Origin of the sequence: Micrococcus sp. M4NT (genome assembly GCF_033790745.1) — a bacterium.
Lineage (GTDB): Bacteria > Actinomycetota > Actinomycetes > Actinomycetales > Micrococcaceae > Micrococcus.
Genome location: NZ_JAMYEH010000004.1, coordinates 109,248 through 124,857, shown reverse-complemented (window position 1 = coordinate 124,857; position 15,610 = coordinate 109,248). Strand labels below are relative to the sequence as shown.

The 15,610-nt window shown below is 73.9% G+C and carries 14 protein-coding genes; 2 read left to right on the top strand and 12 right to left on the bottom strand.

The window, feature by feature from the left end; all coding sequences use genetic code 11:
- Nucleotides 1-12 precede the first annotated feature (12 nt).
- The 3 genes from NJC10_RS03940 to NJC10_RS03930 are packed head-to-tail and all read right to left on the bottom strand — an operon-like array spanning nt 13 to nt 2,593.
- A complete protein-coding gene (locus NJC10_RS03940) occupies nt 13-477 on the bottom strand; it encodes a hypothetical protein (RefSeq protein WP_298712724.1) in 465 nt (154 codons plus the stop codon).
- The gene (gene dapB, locus NJC10_RS03935) at nt 470-1,249 is read right to left on the bottom strand and encodes a 4-hydroxy-tetrahydrodipicolinate reductase (RefSeq protein ID WP_319074716.1); all 780 of its coding nucleotides are present in this window, start codon (nt 1,247-1,249) and stop codon (nt 470-472) included. The genes NJC10_RS03940 and dapB overlap by 8 nt, the downstream gene beginning before the upstream one ends.
- A gap of 24 nt (nt 1,250-1,273) precedes the next feature.
- Nucleotides 1,274-2,593 (bottom strand): M16 family metallopeptidase, encoded by a 1,320-nt coding sequence (locus tag NJC10_RS03930; protein WP_319074714.1) that lies wholly within the window; start codon nt 2,591-2,593, stop codon nt 1,274-1,276.
- A 1,316-nt stretch (nt 2,594-3,909) separates the two neighbouring features.
- Here NJC10_RS03930 and NJC10_RS03925 point away from each other — a divergent pair.
- Nucleotides 3,910-4,353 (top strand): hypothetical protein, encoded by a 444-nt coding sequence (locus NJC10_RS03925; protein ID WP_319074712.1) that lies wholly within the window; start codon nt 3,910-3,912, stop codon nt 4,351-4,353.
- Nucleotides 4,354-4,460: 107 nt separating this feature from the next.
- Here NJC10_RS03925 and NJC10_RS03920 read toward each other — a convergent pair whose 3' ends face one another.
- Together NJC10_RS03920 and rpsO are read right to left on the bottom strand one after the other, a co-directional pair.
- A complete protein-coding gene (locus NJC10_RS03920) occupies nt 4,461-6,722 on the bottom strand; it encodes a polyribonucleotide nucleotidyltransferase (RefSeq protein ID WP_319074711.1) in 2,262 nt (753 codons plus the stop codon).
- A gap of 255 nt (nt 6,723-6,977) precedes the next feature.
- Nucleotides 6,978-7,247 (bottom strand): 30S ribosomal protein S15, encoded by a 270-nt coding sequence (rpsO, locus tag NJC10_RS03915; protein ID WP_319074709.1) that lies wholly within the window; start codon nt 7,245-7,247, stop codon nt 6,978-6,980.
- 167 nt (nt 7,248-7,414) lie between these two features.
- On the opposite strand from rpsO, the gene NJC10_RS03910 reads away from it, so the two are divergent.
- Nucleotides 7,415-8,413, top strand: a complete 999-nt coding sequence (locus NJC10_RS03910; protein ID WP_319074708.1) for a CPBP family intramembrane glutamic endopeptidase — start codon at nt 7,415-7,417, stop codon at nt 8,411-8,413.
- Here the strand turns inward: NJC10_RS03910 and NJC10_RS03905 are convergent, their stop codons facing one another.
- The 7 genes from NJC10_RS03905 to infB form a co-directional block, all read right to left on the bottom strand.
- Nucleotides 8,414-9,304, bottom strand: coding sequence for a class I SAM-dependent methyltransferase (locus tag NJC10_RS03905; protein WP_319074707.1), 891 nt, complete (start codon nt 9,302-9,304; stop codon nt 8,414-8,416).
- 8 nt (nt 9,305-9,312) lie between these two features.
- Entirely contained in the window at nt 9,313-10,290 is a 978-nt protein-coding gene (locus NJC10_RS03900; protein WP_319074706.1) for a bifunctional riboflavin kinase/FAD synthetase, read from the bottom strand.
- Nucleotides 10,291-10,731, bottom strand: coding sequence for a hypothetical protein (locus NJC10_RS03895; RefSeq protein ID WP_319074705.1), 441 nt, complete (start codon nt 10,729-10,731; stop codon nt 10,291-10,293).
- Between the two features lie 8 nt (nt 10,732-10,739).
- The gene (locus NJC10_RS03890) at nt 10,740-11,108 is read right to left on the bottom strand and encodes a hypothetical protein (protein ID WP_248115262.1); all 369 of its coding nucleotides are present in this window, start codon (nt 11,106-11,108) and stop codon (nt 10,740-10,742) included.
- A complete protein-coding gene (truB, locus tag NJC10_RS03885; protein ID WP_413466380.1) occupies nt 11,105-12,115 on the bottom strand; it encodes a tRNA pseudouridine(55) synthase TruB in 1,011 nt (336 codons plus the stop codon). Before truB ends, NJC10_RS03890 begins: the two co-directional genes overlap by 4 nt.
- 12 nt (nt 12,116-12,127) lie before the next feature.
- Nucleotides 12,128-12,577: a 30S ribosome-binding factor RbfA gene (rbfA, locus tag NJC10_RS03880; RefSeq protein ID WP_319074704.1), complete on the bottom strand. Its 450-nt coding sequence runs from the start codon at nt 12,575-12,577 to the stop codon at nt 12,128-12,130.
- 90 nt (nt 12,578-12,667) lie between these two features.
- The gene (gene infB / locus NJC10_RS03875) at nt 12,668-15,580 is read right to left on the bottom strand and encodes a translation initiation factor IF-2 (RefSeq protein ID WP_319074703.1); all 2,913 of its coding nucleotides are present in this window, start codon (nt 15,578-15,580) and stop codon (nt 12,668-12,670) included.
- Between the last annotated feature and the right edge of the window lie 30 nt (nt 15,581-15,610).

Here is a 15,610-nt window from a genome sequence, read left to right as displayed (position 1 = left end):
GGCGGCGGGGGCTCAGCCCTCGGCGTGCAGGCGGACGGCGTCGCGCGCCGCGGCACGGGCCCGGCGGCGGTCCCCCGCGGCGTCGTAGGCGAGGGACAGCCGGTAGCGGGCACGCCAGTCCCGCGGCGCAGCCTCGACCTCGGCCCGGCAGGTCTCGAACTGGGCGTCGGCCGCGGCGCGGTCGATCCGGCCTCCGGGCGAGCGCGGCAGGTCGTCGGCGGGCAGCCCGCCGTCGGCCGCCAGGATGCCGGCGAGCCGCTCCGTCTGGAGGCCGAAGCGCAGCTCGCGTGCCAGCAGGAGCAGGCCCAGGACGACCACGACGATCACGGCGACGCCGATGGCCTTCGCCACGAACTGGGGCGCAGACATGAAGGCGACGGCGAAGTACACCGCGATCGCGGAGAAGAAGAGCAGGAGCGCGCTCGTGAAGCCCACCCACACCTTGGACGCGAGGGTCGAGCGGGTGGTCTCAGCCAAGGTCGAGGTATCCGTCCAGTCCGTAGGTGAGACCGGGGCGGGAGGCCACGGTCCGGAGGCCCAGCACGACGCCCGGCATGTAGGCGCCGCGGTCGAAGGCATCGTGGCGCACCACGAGCTGCTCCCCCGGCCCGCCCAGGAGGACCTCCTGATGGGCCTCGAGGCCGCGCAGGCGCACGGCGTGCACGTGCACCCCGTTCACGACGGCGCCCCGTGCTCCGTCGGGGTCACGCTCCGTCGCGTCGGGCGAGGGGCCGACGCCCGCCGCGGCCCGCGCGTCGCCGATCAGCTCGGCGGTGCGCACCGCCGTGCCGGAGGGGGCGTCCAGCTTGGCGGGGTGGTGCAGCTCGATGAGCTCGACCGACTCGAACCACCGCGCCGCCTTCGCGGCGAACGCGGAGGCGAGCACCGACCCCACGGAGAAGTTGGGGGCGATCAGCACGCCGACCCCGGGGTGCTCGGCCAGCCGGGCCTCGAGAGCCACACGGCGCTCGGGGCCCCACCCCGAGGTCCCGACGACGGCGTGGAGCCCGTTCTCCACCGCGAAGGCGACGTTGTCCGGCGAGGCGTCCGGGACGGTGAGGTCCAGGACGTGGGTGGCGCCGGCGTCGACGACGGCCGTCAGCGGGTCCCGCGAGCCGAGCTCGGCGGCGAGCTCGAGGCCCTCGGCGGCACGGACGGCCTCGACGGCCCGGCGGCCCATCTTGCCGTTCGCGCCCAGGACGGCGACGCGCGGGGCGGCCACGGGGGCAGCGTGAGGGGTGTCAGACATGGGATCCAGCCTAGTGGTCGCGCCTCAGGCCGGAGCGACGACGACGCGTCCCCGCTCCCCCGCCGCCAGACGCGCGGCGACGGCGCGGACCTGGCCGACGTCGACGGCGCGCACTCGCTCGAGCGAGGCGGCGAGGTCGACGAACTCGCCCGTGACCAGCTCGGCGCGGCCGAGGCGCGACATGCGGGCGCCGGTGGACTCCATGCCCAGCACGGTGCCGCCGCAGAGCTGACCGTGGGCGCGGTCGAGCTCCTCGGCCGTGATGTCCTCGGAGGCCATGCGGTCGAGCTCGGCCTCCATGAGGGCGGAGACCTCGTCCACCCGGTCCGGCTGGCAGCCCGCATAGAGGCCGTAGTAGCCGGCGTCGGAGTAGCCCGCCGAGAAGGAGTACGTGGAGTAGGCGAGGCCGCGCCGCTCACGGATCTCCTGGAACAGCCGCGAGGACATGCCGCCGCCGAGCACGGACTGCATGACTCCGAGGGCGAAGCGGTCCGGGTCCGTGGTGGAGAGGGAGCGGCCGCCGACGATCACATTGGCCTGCTCCACGGCCTTCTCCACGGTGTGCGTGCCGGTCAGCACGCGGGAGGCCGCGGCGCCCGCGGTGTCGACGCCGCGCCGCGGCGCCGGGGACGCCCCCGGAGCCAGGTCCCAGCCGGAGCGGCGCAGGGCGTCGAGGACGAGGCCGCAGACGACGTCGTGGTCCAGGTGGCCCGCGGCGGTGACCACCAGCTCGTCCGGCCGGTACCAGTGCCGGTAGTGGGCGAGGACACGCTCGCGGCTGACGGCGAGGATGGTCTCCGGCGTGCCGCCGATGGGGCGGCCGAGCGGATGCCCGTCCAGCATGACCTCGGCGAGCTTCTCGTGTGCGACGTCGACGGGGTCGTCGGCGTCCATCGCGAGCTCCTCCAGGATGACGCCGCGCTCGGTCTCGAGCTCGTCCGGGTCGAGGACGGACGAGGTGAGCATGTCCGTGAGGACCTCGACGGCCATGGGGAGGTCCTCGTCGAGCACGCGCGCGTGGTAGACCGTGGACTCCTTCGCGGTGCCCGCGTTGGACTCGCCGCCCACGCGGTCGAAGGCCGCGGCGATGTCCATCGCCGAACGGGTGGCGGTGCCCTTGAAGAGCAGGTGCTCCAGGAAGTGGGTGGAGCCGTAGCCGTCGGTGGACTCGTCCCGCGAGCCGACCGCGACCCAGTAGCCGATGGTGACGGAGCGCTGGTCCGGCATGGACTCCGTGAGGACGCGCACGCCGCCGGGGAGGACGGACCGCCGGACGACGGACCCGTTGCCCTCGTCCGCGAGGACGCCGTCGAAGTCCAGGGGGATCTCACGCTGAATGCTCATGCTGGCCATTCTGTCCGATCGGCGGAGGCGGGGTGTGCACGGCGGTGCGGCGCCGGTCGTCGCGCAGGGTGACCCTGCGGCGCAGCAGGGGAGGGAAGATCCGGGCCCGCGACTCCATGGCGACCAGCTGACCGGACTCCGGTGCCGTGGAGAGGCGGGGCAGAAGGAGACAAGCGTCCTCCGACGTCGCGCCGTCCTCCCCCGCCCCGCTCGAGGCGGGGCCGAGCATGGCCCGGGCGACGCCGCCCGGGACGGGGCCGTGACCGGGGAGCCACGCCGGGTCACCGGCACCGGCACCGGCACCGCAGGCGTGGCCGAGGAGCGACCGGTGGAGTGCGCGTGGGGATGGTCGCCCGTGCCCACGATGGTGGCCGCATCCCGGGTGAGGCCGACGTACGCCGCGACGGACTGCTCGAGGGGCAGCAGCGCACTCAGGTGGGCCATGCCCGCGCCCGCGGCAGCCGGCGCCAGGCGCACGCTCACCCGCCGCTGCGCAGGGGACCGCTCCCGACGTTCCACCGCGCCGGCCTGATCCAGCCGCAGTGCGTGAGCACGGGCCTCGCCTCCGAGGCGACGGATCCCCGTCTCACCGAGCCTGTCCGCCATGAGCTCGTTCACCCGGCGGCGCTGCTCGGGCTCGAGCCAGATGCTCTCCCGCACCATGACCGTCGCGTGCTCCTCCGAGATCAGGCCGCGGGTGAGGGCCGTCAGCGTGAGCAGCATCTCGTGGACGAGAGCACGGTCCATGCCCACGTGCCGACCGCCGCGGTGGGGAGACTCCCGCCGGGCGAGCGCGACCTCCGCGCCCAGCCCACGGCAGCGGTCCCGCCGGGCGATGCCCCGCTCCCCCTCGGATGCGGAGCGCAGCGCGTGGAGACGGGCCGTGAGCGTCGCCTGGGCGGCGGAGGCGGAGGCCTTGAGCTCCTCGAGCGCGCGAACGGCCTCGGGGAAGGCGGACTCGTCCTCAGGGAGGTCGGCGGCGGCCCGCTCCCGGACGACGTCGACGACGTGGTCGGCGCCCAGGGGCCGGTGGCCCAGATCCGCTGCGCGAGTGAGGCCCGGGGAGGATGGCCGATCCGGGCACAGCGGCTGATCCAGATGAGGGACGCGCGCCGGATCTGCACAGGGCTCGCCCCGGGCGGGGGCCTCCGCCCCGCTCCGCGCCCGCGCCCCGCGCGTCACCGTCCGCTCATCCATGACCCCCACGCCACGAAGGGTCCCGGACAGGTCAAGCGAGCCTCCCGGAACTGTGGAGGAGCGGTCGGGACGGTGCCCGCCCCCTGCCCATGCCGCCTCACGCGGCCTCGGCTGACGTCATGAGCGCGTCCGTCCCCTCCCGATCGAGCCGGTCCAGCCGCTCCCCCGGCCCCGCCCGCACCGTGCTGCTCGTCGCGGTCGGCGCCCTGCTGATCTACGTCACGCAGGCCCTGGTGCCCACTCTCCTCGACGGCAGCGGGTTCACCCGGAGCGCTCTCCTCCCCGGCCTGGATCCGATCGTGGTGCTCGGTCTGCTCGCATGGGCGGCCGTCACGGGGCTCCTGCTCCTCACGCGCCGCACCGGCCCGGCCTGGCTCGTCCTCGGCGGCCTCGCGGCCTATGTCGCGGGATTCGCCGCCGGCGCGATGATCCTCGACTCCGGGACGCACGCCGGAGGCTGGGACCTCGGGTGGGAGATCGTGTTCTTCGTGATGATGAGGCTGGGCGCATGGGTGCCCGCGCTGCTGGTCAGCATCGCCGTCGCGGCGTTGTCCCGGCGCTGACCCGGCCCTGCCCCCCGGACGACGACGACGCCGCACCCTCCAGCGGAGGGCGCGGCGTCGTCGTGCGTCAGGCGGAGGCGATGGGCCTCAGCCCCGGATCACCGGGATCAGGCCTCGGTCTGCGAGGACTCGATGGCGTCCTGGGTCTCCGAGTCCGCGGCGTCGTCGGCCACGACCGGGGAGAGCGAGAGCTTGCCGCGGTCGTCGATCTTGGTGATCTCGACCTGGACCTTCTGGCCCACGCCGAGGACGTCCTCGACGTCGTCCACGCGGTTGCCGCCGTTCATCTTCCGGAGCTCGGAGATGTGCAGCAGGCCGTCCTTGCCCGGGGTGAGCGAGACGAAGGCGCCGAAGGTGGTCAGCTTCACCACGGTGCCGAGGTAGCGCTCGCCGATCTCGGGGACCTGCGGGTTGGCGATCGCGTTCACGGCCGAGCGGGCGGCCTCGGCCGAGGGGCCGTCGGTCGCGCCGATGAGCACGGTGCCGTCGTCCTCGATCGAGATGTCCGCACCCGTGTCGTCCTGGATCTGGTTGATCATGGCGCCCTTGGGGCCGATGACCGCACCGATCTTGTCCACGGGGATCTTCACGGCGATGATGCGCGGTGCGGTGGGCGCCAGCTCGTCCGGGGTGTCGATCGCCGCGTTGAGCACGGAGAGGATGTGCAGACGGGCCTCGCGGGCCTGGGTCAGCGCGGCGGCCAGCACGGAGGCCGGGATGCCGTCGAGCTTGGTGTCCAGCTGGATCGCGGTGACGAACTCCGAGGTGCCTGCCACCTTGAAGTCCATGTCGCCGAACGCATCCTCGGCGCCCAGGATGTCGGTCAGGGCCGCGTACTGGGTCTGGCCGTTCACCTCGGCGGAGACCAGGCCCATCGCGATGCCGGCCACGGGAGCGCGCAGCGGCACGCCCGCGTTCAGCAGGGACAGGGTGGAGGCGCACACGGAGCCCATCGACGTAGAGCCGTTGGAGCCGAGGGCCTCGGAGACCTGGCGGATCGCGTAGGGGAACTCCTCGCGCTCCGGCAGCACCGGCACGAGCGCACGCTCGGCGAGCGCGCCGTGGCCGATCTCGCGGCGCTTGGGCGAGCCCACGCGGCCGGTCTCGCCGGTGGAGTACGGCGGGAAGTTGTAGTGGTGCATGTAGCGCTTGGACGTCTCCGGCGCCAGCGAGTCGATCTGCTGCTCCATCTTGAGCATGTTCAGCGTGGTGACGCCCATGATCTGGGTCTCGCCGCGCTCGAAGATCGCGGAGCCGTGCACGCGCGGCAGGACCTCGACCTCGGCGGTCAGCTTGCGGATGTCCGTCAGGCCGCGGCCGTCGATGCGGACCTGCTCCTTGAGGATGCGCTGGCGCACGACCTGCTTGGTCACGGAGCCGTAGGCCTTGGCGATCTCGCCGCGGCGGTCGGCGAACTTCTCGCCCTCGCCGGCCAGCTTCTCGATGACCTCGCGCTGGTAGTCGTCCGAGGCGGACTCGCGCTCCTGCTTGTCCCCGATCGAGAAGATCTCGGTGAGGCGCTTCGAGGCGAGCTTCTCGACGGCGGCGTACGCGTCGTCCTCGTAGTCCTTGAAGACCGGCACCTCGACGGGCGCCTTGCCGGCGCGGGCGGCCAGGTCGGCCTGGGCCTCGCACAGCGCGCGGATGAACGGCTTGGCGGCCTCGAGGCCCTCGGCCACGACCTCCTCGGTGGGCGCGGAGGCGCCGGAATCCTTGATGAGGGTCCAGGAGTCGGGGGTGGCCTCGGCCTCGACCATCATGATCGCGACGTCGTCGCCCGAGACGCGGCCGGCGACGGCCATGTTGAACACGGCGTCCTTGAGCTGCGAGTGCTTCGGGAAGGCGACCCACTGGCGCTTGCCGGCGCCGTCGTCGATGAGGGCGATGCGGACGCCGCCGATGGGGCCGGAGAACGGCAGGCCGGAGAGCTGCGTGGACAGGGACGCGGCGTTGATGGCCACGGTGTCGTAGATCTCGTCGGGCGCGATGGAGGTGACGGTCACGACGACCTGCACCTCGTTGCGGATGCCCTTGACGAACGCGGGGCGCAGCGGGCGGTCGATCAGGCGGCAGGTGAGGATGGCGTCCGTGGACGGACGGCCCTCGCGGCGGAAGAACGAGCCGGGGATGCGGCCGGCGGCGTACATGCGCTCCTCGACGTCCACCGTGAGGGGGAAGAAGTCGAAGCCCTCGCGCGGGGACTTGCCCACCGTGGTGGCGGACAGCATCGACGTCTCCTCGTCGATGTACACCATCGCGGCGCCGGCGGCCTGCTGGGCGAGGCGGCCGGTCTCGAACCGGACGGTGCGGGTGCCATAGGCACCGTTGTCGATGACGGCTTCGGCGAACGTGATCTCAGGACCTTCCATGGGGTCCCTCCTTTCAGGACGACGAGCCCGCGTCGGTGCCATCGTCCTGGTCTTCGATCGAGGCCCTCGGCCTGCCCGCTGCGAGGCGGGCGTCCGGGAGCCACTGTCGAGGACCGCGAAGGATGGGTGCGGGTCCGTCTGGGTGATTCTCTTGCTGGTGCGGACCGCCCGGTTGGCGGCGCACGGTTCCTACACTAAGGGCGGCACCGGTGTCCGCGGGAGGTCCCACGGGCCGATGCCGCCCTCAGCGGCGGGTCACTTGCGGAGGCCGAGGCGCTCGATCAGTGCGCGGTAGCGCTCGATGTCGACCTTCTGCAGGTAGCCCAGCATGCGACGACGGCGACCGACCAGGGCCATGAGGCCGCGGCGGGTGTGGTGGTCGTGCTTGTGGTCCTTGAGGTGCTCGGTCAGGTCCTTGATGCGGCGCGAGAGCACCGCGATCTGGACCTCCGGGGAGCCGGTGTCGCCCTCGTGCGTGGCGAACTCCTTGATGATCTGCTGCTTGACAGCGGGATCCAGGGCCATGTCAGGCCTCCTTCTCTGTGGTGCCGCGAACAGGGCCGCGCGCTCGCCGGAGCGGGACGCGCGGGGCCTCTCCACCGCGGACTGCAGGGAGGCCGATGGTCGAGTCTACCGCAGGATCATCCCGACGGCGGAGGCGCCCGGCGGCGCGCCGCCCCTACGGTGGTGCCGTGACCTCCGCTCCCCCGCCGCTCGGCCCGCTCGGCCCTCCCCTCCGCCCGCTCGACCTGCCCCTCATCGGCCACGAGTACCCCCAGCTGCTGCGGACCCCGCGCAGCCGGTGGTGGCAGCCGCTGCTCTCGCTGCTCCTCGTGCTCGGATCGCTGCTGTCCCTGATCGCGGCGCTGCTGCCGGCCATGTCGGCCGCGATCCTCTCCGAGGTCGGATGGGACGCGCTCCTCTCCTCCGACCCGGAGGACGTCGCCGCGGTGGAGGAGGCCGCCTTCTCGAACTCCGCGCCGCTGACGCTCCTGAACAACCTGCCGCTCATCGCGCTGATCGGCGTCGCCCTGCTCGCCGTGGCCGTCTGCCACCCCGTGGCCGCCCGGTTCGTCCACTCGGTCGAGGGCCGCGTGCGCTGGCACTGGCTGCTGCGCGCGCACCTCGTGCTGCTGCCGCTCCTCCTCGTCTACGTGCTCGGCACCTGGGCCCTCGACGGCACCCCCACCGCCCCGCGCTCCGAGGACTGGGCCTGGCTCCTGGCCATGACGTTCGTGCTGACCCCCCTCCAGGCCGCCGGCGAGGAGTACCTGTTCCGCGGCTGGCTGCTCTTGGCCATCGGCTCGTGGTTCCGCCGCCCCGTGCCGGCCGTGGTGCTCACCGCGCTCGTCTCGGCCGGGACGTTCGCCCTGGCCCACGGCTCCCTCGACCCGTGGATCCTGCTGGACCTGGCCGTGTTCGCGGTCGCCGCGGTGGTCCTGACCTGGCGCACGGGCGGGCTCGAGGCGGCCGTGGCCCTGCACGTGGTGAACAACGTCGTCATCCTCGCCGCCGGCACCCTCGCGGGGACCGTGGACGAGAGCTACGTGGACGCGGAGGCCACGGGCTCACCCCTGGCGACCCTGGTGTCCGTCGTCGTGATCTCGCTCGCGAGCGCCCTGCTGCTGTGGCAGGCGAAGCGGGCGGGCGTCGCCCGCGCCGTGCCGGTCAGCGTCGGCGCGCGCCCCTGATCAGCGGCGCCGAGGGGCCGTCGCCCGCCACGCCACCGTGACGTAGGGCAGCTCGATCACGGCGCCCGGCGCATGGCCGAGGTGCTCGAGGAGGTACCAGTCCAGGTTCGCGGCCATCCTGGCCCGGGTGGCCTCGGAGGCGCGCAGCCAGGACGCACGCGATGCCATGAGCCCGTGCAGCTGCGGCACGGGCTGCTCCACGGTCCACGTCCACCGCGCGTGCTCCTCCGCTCCGAACGGAGCCGCGAACCGGCGCTGCTCCGGCTTGGCGGCGTGAACGTCGCCGGCGCGCATGATCCGGGTGAGCCGGTGCACCCACGGCACGGAGGTGTCCAGCTGGTTCCACACCGCCGCGAGCCGCCCGCCCGGGCGCAGCACCCGCGCGGCCTCGGCGCTCGCAACGGGCACGTCCGTCCAGTGCCACGCCTGGGCCGCCACCACGACGTCGGCGCTCGCCTCCGGCAGGCCGGTCGCCTCGGCCGTGCCGGGCAGGGCGCGGACGCGGTCGGGCAGGGCGGGGTCGAGTGCGGCGACGTCGCGCTCGAGCACGGCCCGCATGGCCTCCGACGGCTCCGTGGCCACGACGCCGCGGACCCGTGAGGTCGGTCGCGCCGCCAGCTGCCGCGTGAACAGGCCCGTTCCGGCGCCGAGCTCCACGACGTCGAGACCGCGCCCCGCGGCGGTCGGCTCCGACGCGGCCGGATCCGTCAGCACCCAGTCCACGCACGCCTCCGGAAAGGAGGGCCGGACGGCGTCGTAGTGCTCCCCCGCCGCCGCGCCGCCGAGGCCGAAGGGGTTGGGTGCGTCCGTGCGCGGCCGCGCGGGGCGGCCGGGCAGGCTCGGGACGGGCCGGCCGGGCAGGCTCGGATCGGGCTGCTCGGGGACGCTCACGGCGGCGTTCAGGACGGGCGCGGCGCCGCGCCGAGGATGGCGCGCGCCCGGTCGACGTCGTCGTGCATCTGCACCACGAGCTTCTCGACGCCCTCGTAGGCGACCATGCCGCGCAGCCGCTCGACGAACTCGACCTCGACCTGCTGACCGTAGAGGTCGAAGTCCTCGACGCGCTCCTCGGGGCGGTCGATCACGTGGGCCTCGACCACGCGCGAGACGCCCTCGAAGGTGGGGTTGGAGCCGATCGAGATCGCGGCGGGGTGGGCCGCGCCGTCGGCGTCGTGCAGCCAGCCCGCGTACACGCCGTCGGCCGGGACCATGCCGGCCACGTCCGCCGCGAGGTTGGCCGTGGGGAAACCGAGCTCGCGGCCGCGGGCGAAGCCGTGGACGACCTCGCCGGCGAGCACGTGGTTCCGGCCCAGCACGGCGGCCGCCTGGGCGACGTCGCCCGCGGCGAGGGCCTCGCGGATCCACGTGGAGGAGCAGCGGCGCTCGGGCGTCGCGCCCTCGAGGGCCGGGAACTCGTCCACCGCCTCCACCTCGAAGCCGTGCCGCTCCCCCAGGGCCACCATCGCGGCGAAGTCGCCGGCGTTGTCCTGGCCGAAGCGCACGTCGTGGCCCACGACGACGGTGCACGCGCGGAGCCCGTCCACGAACATGCCCCGCACGAACTCCTCGGGGCCCTGCCGGGCGAACTCGAGGCTGTAGCGCTGCAGCAGGACGGCGTCGATCCCGGCCTCCTCGAGGAGGAGCAGCCGCTGCTCGGTGCTCACGATGTCCTCGTGCGGGACCTCGGGGCGGTGCACGGCGCGCGGGTGCGGCGTGAACGTCACGGCCACGGCGAGGGCGTCCTGCTCGCGGGCCAGCTCGACGACGCGGCGCAGCACCTGCCGGTGGCCGCGGTGCACGCCGTCGAAGTTGCCGAGCGTGACCACGGTCCGCCGCAGGTCCGCGGGGACCTCCGCGAGGCTGTTCCAGATCAGCATTCAGCGCACCCCGGCCCCGTCGGCGCGGGAGGGCCGGTGCGCGAGCAGCCAGGCCAGGCCCACGATCGGCAGCACGAGCGGGACGTAGCCGTAGCCCGCGCCGAAGCGCGACCACACGGTCTCGTCCGCGAACAGCTCGGGGTCCAGGAGGGTCAGCAGGCCCACCCCCACGACGCCCACGAGCTCCACGCCCACGGCCGCCACCGCGACGCGCCACGCCCGCGCACCCGTGCGGGCGAGCGAGAGGGTGGCCACGATGTACACGAGGGCCGCGAACGCCGAGAGCAGGTACGCCAGCGGCGCCACGCCGAACTGGGTCAGCAGCTGGAAGAGGCTGCGCGCGAAGGCCGAGAGCGCGAACACGGCGTAGACCATCACGATGATCCGGCCGAACCCCTGGTTGCGGGGGGCGCGGGTGCTGCGGGCGGGCGTCGTCTCCATGGGTCCTCTCACCACTGTCCGAACCAGATGACCTGCATGCGGTGCAGCATGACCACGATGGTCGGCCCGACGACGGCCAGCACGAGGTTGGACCAGCGCGTCTTGTCCGAGGCCGCCCAGCCCACCGCGACCACCGGCACGATGAGCGCCGTGAGCACGTAGCCCCAGAACTCCCAGCCGGGCCCGTTCAGCGGCTGCCCGCCGAGCTGGCGGAACGCCGCGGCCCCCGCGTACACGAGCAGGAAGAGCTCGACCGCGGCCACGGAGAGGATCGAGGAGTCGGCGGGGTGGCGTCGCACGGCCGTCATCACCACGCAGGTCAGGAAGGACAGGACGCCGATCACGGTGCCCGCCCAGAACCATCCGTCGAGGATCACGCGTCGCCTCCCGCCGGTTCGAAGACCAGGTGGGGCCGGGCCACGTCACGGCCCGCGCGGCGGCCGTCCTGCAGAAGCGCGACGACGGCGCCGCCGGGGGCCCGTCCGGCCACGAGGGCGGCCTCGCCGCCGGAGGAGGGCGGAGTCGGCGCGCCGGGCGTGCCGGAGAGCTCGCCCGAGGGGTCGATCGCCCGCCCGAAGGAGAGCTCCCGCGCCTCGTGCTCCGTGAGCTCGCGCACCGGGAAGAGGACGGCGGCGGCCGCGGAGAGCTCCGTCATGGAGAACCGCTCGGCGAGCTGGTCGAGGGTCACGGCGTCGGCCACGTCGAACGGGCCCACGTGCGTGCGGCGCAGCGCCGTGAGGTGGCCGCCCGTGTCGAGGGCCTCCCCCAGGTCGCGCGCCAGCGCGCGGATGTAGGTGCCTGAGGAGCAGCGCACGGTGACGTCCAGGTCCACGAGCCGGCCGCCGTCGAGCCGCCGGAGGTCCGCGACCTCGAAGGAGTGCACCGTGACTGCACGGGCCGCCAGCTGCACGTCCTCCCCCGCGCGGACGCGGTCGTAGGAGCGCTTCCCGGCGACCTTGATCGCCGAGACCGACGACGGGACCTGCTGGATGCGGCCCGTGAGGGCGGCGACGTGCTCCGCCACGCGTTCGGGGGTGACGGCGTTCGCCAGGCGGGTGGCCACGACCTCGCCCTCGGCGTCGTCCGTGACGGTCGACTGCCCGAGGCGGATGGTCGCCGTGTACGTCTTGTCCGTGCCCGTGATGGCGGTGAGGAGCCGGGTGGCCTTGTTCAGGCCCACCACCAGCAGGCCCGTCGCCATGGGGTCGAGCGTGCCGGCGTGGCCCACCTTGCGGGTGCCGGCGAGCCGCCGGACCCGCCCGACGACGTCGTGCGAGGTCCAGCCCTGCGGCTTGTCCACGAGGACGACCCCCGACGCCGCCGTTCCCGGGGCGTCGGGGGTCTGTCCCGCAGGGGTGTGTCCTGCGGCGGTGCGCGCGTTCACGTCGGCGTCGCCTCAGGCCCGCTGCTCGTCGTCGTCGGCGTCGTCCTCGGCGGTGCGGTACGGGTCCGCGTCGCCGGCGTACTGCGCGCCCTCGCGGGCCTTCGCCAGCGCGGCGTCCCGCTCCTTGGCGGCGCGGAGGACGTCCTCCAGGTGCGCGGCCGCCTCGGGGACGGTGTCCGCGACGAACTCGAGCGTCGGCACCAGGCGGATGGTGAGGCCACGTCCCACCTCGCGGCGCAGCACGCCGCGGTTCTCCTGGATGGCCGCGTGGGCGGCGTCGACGGCCGCGTCGTCGCCGAGCACGGTGTAGTAGACGGTGGCGTGCTGGAGGTCGTTGGTCACGCGGACCTCCGTCACGGTGACGGGCTCCACGCGGTCGTCCTTCACGGCGCGGCGCAGCGCCTCCGCCACGAGGACCTTGATGCGCTGGGCCAGTCGGCCAGCACGGGCCGGATCGGCCATGGCTGCACTTCCTTCCGGTTCAGCCGGCCGCGGTCGCGGCCGGCACGGTGGGGCGCCGGGGTCCCTCACGGGGCCCCGGCGCCCCCTCGATCACGCGCGGGGCTTCTCCTGCATCTCGAAGGTCTCGATCACGTCGTCCTCCTTGATGTCGTTGAAGCTGCCCAGGCCGATGCCGCACTCGTAGCCCTCGCGGACCTCGGTGGCGTCGTCCTTGAAGCGGCGCAGCGACTCGATCTTGAGGTTGTCCGCCACCACCATGCCGTCGCGCACGAGGCGCGCCGAGGCGTTGCGGCGGATGAGGCCCGAGCGCACGAGCGTGCCCGCGATGCTGCCCCACTTGGAGGAGCGGAAGACCTCGCGCACCTCGGCGGTGCCGAGCTGCACCTCCTCGTACTCCGGCTTGAGCATGCCCTTGAGGGCGTTCTCGATGTCGTCGATCGCGTCGTAGATGACGGAGTAGAACCGCATGTCCACGCCCTCGCGGTCGGCCAGGTCGGCCACCCGCTCGGCAGGACGGACGTTGAAGCCGATGATGATGGCGTTGTCCACCGTCGCCAGGTTCACGTCGTTCTGCGTGATCGCGCCCACGCCGCGGTGGATGACGCGCAGCTGCACGTCGTCGCCCACCTCGACCTTGAGGAGCGAGTCCTCGAGCGCCTCCACCGGACCGGCGGCGTCGCCCTTGATGATGAGGTTGAGGGTGTCGATCTTGCCCTCGGCCACGGCCTGGTCGAAGTCCTCGAGCGTGATGCGCTTGCGGCGCTTGGCCAGCTGGGCGTTGCGCTCGGCGGCCTCGCGCTTCTCCGCGATCTGACGGGCGGTGCGCTCGTCCTCGGTGACCAGGAAGGTGTCGCCGGCACGGGGCACGGACGACAGGCCCAGGACCTGGACCGGACGCGACGGGGTCGCCTCCGAGACGGTGTCGCCGTTCTCGTCGAACATCGCGCGGACGCGGCCGTGGGCGGAGCCCACCACCACGGTGTCGCCGACCCGCAGCGTGCCGGTCTGCACCAGCACGGTGACGACGGCGCCGCGGCCCTTGTCGAGGTTCGCCTCGATGGCCACGCCGCGCGCGTCCTTGGTGGGATTCGCCGTGAGCTCGAGGGCGGCGTCCGCGGTGAGCAGGACCGCCTCGAGCAGCTTGTCGATGTTCTCGTTGTTGCGCGCGGAGACGTCGACGAACATGGTGTCGCCGCCGTACTCCTCGGGCACCAGGCCGTACTCGGTGAGCTGGCCGCGGATCTTCTCCGGCGACGCGCCCTCCTTGTCGATCTTGTTGACCGCGACCACGATCGGCACGTCGGCCGCCTGGGCGTGGTTGAGCGCCTCGACGGTCTGCGGCATGACGCCGTCGTCGGCGGCGACCACGAGCACGGCGATGTCGGTGACCTTCGCACCGCGGGCACGCATGGCCGTGAAGGCCTCGTGACCGGGGGTGTCGATGAAGGTCAGGCGTCGCTCCTCGCCCTCGTGCTCCACCGGCACCTGGTACGCGCCGATGTGCTGGGTGATGCCGCCGGCCTCGCCCTCGGTGACGTTCGCCGAGCGGATCGAGTCCAGGAGGCGGGTCTTGCCGTGGTCCACGTGGCCCATGACGGTGACGACCGCGGGGCGGGGCGCCAGGTCGGCGTCGTCCTCGTTGGCCTCCTCGGCGTCGAGGTCGATGTCGAACGCCTCGAGCAGCTCCTTGTCCTCGTCCTCCGGGGAGACGATCTGGACGCGGTAGCCCAGCTCCTCGCCGAGCAGCTGGAAGGTCTCCTCGTCCAGGGACTGGTTGGCCGAGGCCATCTCGCCCAGGGTGAAGAGCACCTTCACGAGGTCCGCGGTGTCCGCGCGGATCTTGTCGGCGAAGTCCGCGAGCGAGGCGCCGCGCCGCAGGCGCAGGATCGTGGTGCCGTCGCCCTTGGGGACCTTGACGCCGCCGATCTCGCGGGTGTGCTGCTGCTCGAACTCCTGACGCTTCGCGCGCTTGGACTTGCGCCCCTTGCGCGCTCCGCCGCCGCGGCCGAACGCACCCTGAGCGTTGCCACGGCCGCCGCGGCCGCCGGGACCACCCGGACGGGCCGGACCGCCGCCGGGCGCGCCCGCGCCCGGACGGCCACGGCCGCCGCCGCGGCCCGGAGCGGGCGCAGGGGTGATCTGCTTGGGCATCATGCCCGGGTTCGGACGGGCGCCGCCCGCACCGGGGCGAGGGCCCGCGGCGCCGGCCGCGGGACGCGGACCGCCGGGACGGGGACCGGCCGCGCCCGCCGCCGGACGGGGGCCGCCCGGACGCGGCGCGCGGTCCTCACGGCCGGCGCGCATGCCCTGCGAGGGCGCGAACGGGTTGTTGCCCGGACGCGGCGCACCGCCGCGCGCACCGGCACCGCCGGGACGGGCGCCCGGACGCGGGGCGCCGCCGCCGGGGGCGGCCTTCGAGGTGAACGGGTTGTTGCCGGGGCGCGGGGCGCCCGGCTTGGCACCGCCCGGCTTGGGAGCGGCCGCGCCCGGGGTGGGCGTCGAGGCCGCCGACGTCGGCGCGGAGGGCGTCGACGCGGCGGGGGCCTGCGGCGTGCCCTGTCGGGACTCCTGCGGGGCGGCCGGAGCCGGCGTCGGAGCCTGCTCGGGCGTCGGCGCGGGAGCCGGCGTCGGGGTGGGAGCCGGGGTCTCGGCGCGGGCGGGCGCCTGCGGCGCGGCGGCCTGACCCGGCTTGGGAGCCGCAGACCCGGGCTTGGGTGCGGCCGAGCCCGGCTTCGGGCCGCGCGGCGACGGGGTGGGCGCGCCTTGGGCGGACGTGCTCGGGGCACCCGCCGCGGGGGCGGAAGGGGCGGCGGGCTTCGCGGCGCCCGTGCCGCCGGCCTTGCCGGCGCCGGGGTAGGCGCCGCGCAGCTTCTTGACCACCGGGGGCTCGATGGTGGAGGAGGCGGAGCTGACGAACTCGCCGAGATCCTTGAGGGTGCTCAAGGCCTCCTTGGAGGTGATGCCGAGCTCTTTGGCGAGCTCATGGACGCGGACCTTTGCCACGGTTCTCCTGTTCTGGCCTCACGGGCCTTC

What these genes read in the sequence shown, in the direction of transcription:
- dapB (WP_319074716.1), bottom strand. Translation starts at nt 1,249, where the DNA reads ATGTCTGACACCCCTCACGCTGCCCCCGTGGCCGCCCCGCGCGTCGCC.
- NJC10_RS03930 (WP_319074714.1), bottom strand. Translation starts at nt 2,593, where the DNA reads ATGAGCATTCAGCGTGAGATCCCCCTGGACTTCGACGGCGTCCTCGCG.
- NJC10_RS03925 (WP_319074712.1), top strand. Translation starts at nt 3,910, where the DNA reads ATGAGCGCGTCCGTCCCCTCCCGATCGAGCCGGTCCAGCCGCTCCCCC.
- NJC10_RS03920 (WP_319074711.1), bottom strand. Translation starts at nt 6,722, where the DNA reads ATGGAAGGTCCTGAGATCACGTTCGCCGAAGCCGTCATCGACAACGGT.
- rpsO (WP_319074709.1), bottom strand. Translation starts at nt 7,247, where the DNA reads ATGGCCCTGGATCCCGCTGTCAAGCAGCAGATCATCAAGGAGTTCGCC.
- NJC10_RS03900 (WP_319074706.1), bottom strand. Translation starts at nt 10,290, where the DNA reads ATGCTGATCTGGAACAGCCTCGCGGAGGTCCCCGCGGACCTGCGGCGG.
- NJC10_RS03895 (WP_319074705.1), bottom strand. Translation starts at nt 10,731, where the DNA reads ATGGAGACGACGCCCGCCCGCAGCACCCGCGCCCCCCGCAACCAGGGG.
- rbfA (WP_319074704.1), bottom strand. Translation starts at nt 12,577, where the DNA reads ATGGCCGATCCGGCCCGTGCTGGCCGACTGGCCCAGCGCATCAAGGTC.